The sequence below is a fragment of the Caenimonas koreensis DSM 17982 genome, from assembly GCF_009646335.1.
Taxonomy (GTDB): domain Bacteria; phylum Pseudomonadota; class Gammaproteobacteria; order Burkholderiales; family Burkholderiaceae_C; genus Ramlibacter; species Ramlibacter koreensis.
Genome location: NZ_WJBU01000040.1, coordinates 1 through 1,292 on the forward strand (window position 1 = coordinate 1; position 1,292 = coordinate 1,292).

General features: G+C 61.7%; 1 protein-coding gene. It reads right to left on the bottom strand.

All coding sequences use genetic code 11. From position 1 onward, the window contains the following. Window positions 1-40: 40 nt before the first annotated feature. Window positions 41-1,230, bottom strand: a protein-coding gene (locus GHT07_RS21220; RefSeq protein ID WP_153587086.1) for an IS3 family transposase whose coding sequence is annotated in 2 segments (ribosomal slippage) — window positions 41-978 and window positions 978-1,230 — 1,191 coding nt in all. Because the reading frame shifts where the segments join, the coding sequence is not laid out codon by codon here. Window positions 1,231-1,292 lie beyond the last annotated feature (62 nt).

Genomic DNA, 1,292 nt, shown 5'->3' on the forward strand with positions numbered 1-1,292 from the left:
TGACCTTGCCCCTGTTTGACGAATCCCTTAACCGAGCTTGTTAAGCGGACTTCTTTTCCTGGGCCGCCAACCAGTTTCTCTCATGCTGCATTGGGCTCACGTACCCCAGCGTCGAATGCAGCCTCGTGGCGTTGTAGAACGCCAGCCAGTCCATCACCTCCGATTGTGCCGCTTGGCGCGTCTCGAATCGTTTGCCATGCAGCCGTGCGCGCTTGAGCGACCCCCACAGGCTTTCGGTCGGAGCGTTGTCCCAGCAATCGCCCTTGCGGCTCATCGAGCTGACCATGCCATAGGCTTTCAGCGCTCGCTGGAAGTCCTTGCCGCAGTACTGGCTGCCGCGGTCGGTGTGCACGATGAGGCCTTTGGCCGGCTTTCGTCGGAACCACGCCATTCGCAGCGCATCGATCACCAACTCACTCGTCATCCTCGGCGCGATCGCCCAACCCACCACCTGGCGGCTGAACAGGTCCAGCATCACCGCCAAGTACAGCCAGCCTTCGGCGGTGTCGATGTAGGTGATGTCGCTGGTCCAGGTTTCGTTTGGCCGCGTCGGCGCGAAGTTGCGCGCCACCAGGTTCGCCGCCACAGGCAGGTTGTGAGCGGAGTTCGTCGTCGCTTTGAACTTGCGCTTTGTGCGTGCCCTGATGCCGTGCTGCTTCATCAGCTTTCGAACGCGCTCCTTGCCCACGCGCATGCCGCGCGCCAGCAGCTCCTTCCACATCCGCGGCCAGCCGTACTCGCCTTTGACTTCGGCGTGGATCGCCTTGATGTGCACCAGCAATGCGTCGTTGCTCATGCCGCGCCGCTGCGCTTTGCTCGGCTCCTTGGCAGTCTGGCGCTGTCTCCACTGATGAAAGCCGCTCGCGCTGACCTCCAGCTGCACGCACACCAGCGAGATCGGCCACACGTGGCGCTTCGACTCGATGAAGGCGTACTTCACTTCGACTCCCTTGCGAAGTACGCCGCCGCTTTTTTTACGATGTCGAGCTCCATCTTCGTTCGCGCCAGCTCCGCTCGCAGCCGCGCCAACTCCATTTGCTCGTCACTCACCGGCTTGCTGCCAGGCCCTCCAAGCTTTCCTGCACGCTGCGCGGCCTGCCAGTTGTGCAGCGTGCTCGGCCCCACCCCCAGCACCGCCGATACCACTGCTACGCTTTGTCCAGCAGCAATCTGCCTCAGCGCCTCCAGCTTGAATTCGAGCGTGTACCTCGCCCTCGGCTTCTTACCCATTTGTCGTTTCTCCTTGCCAAATTACACCTCAGCAAGGAATCCGTTTTTCGGGGGCAAGGTCA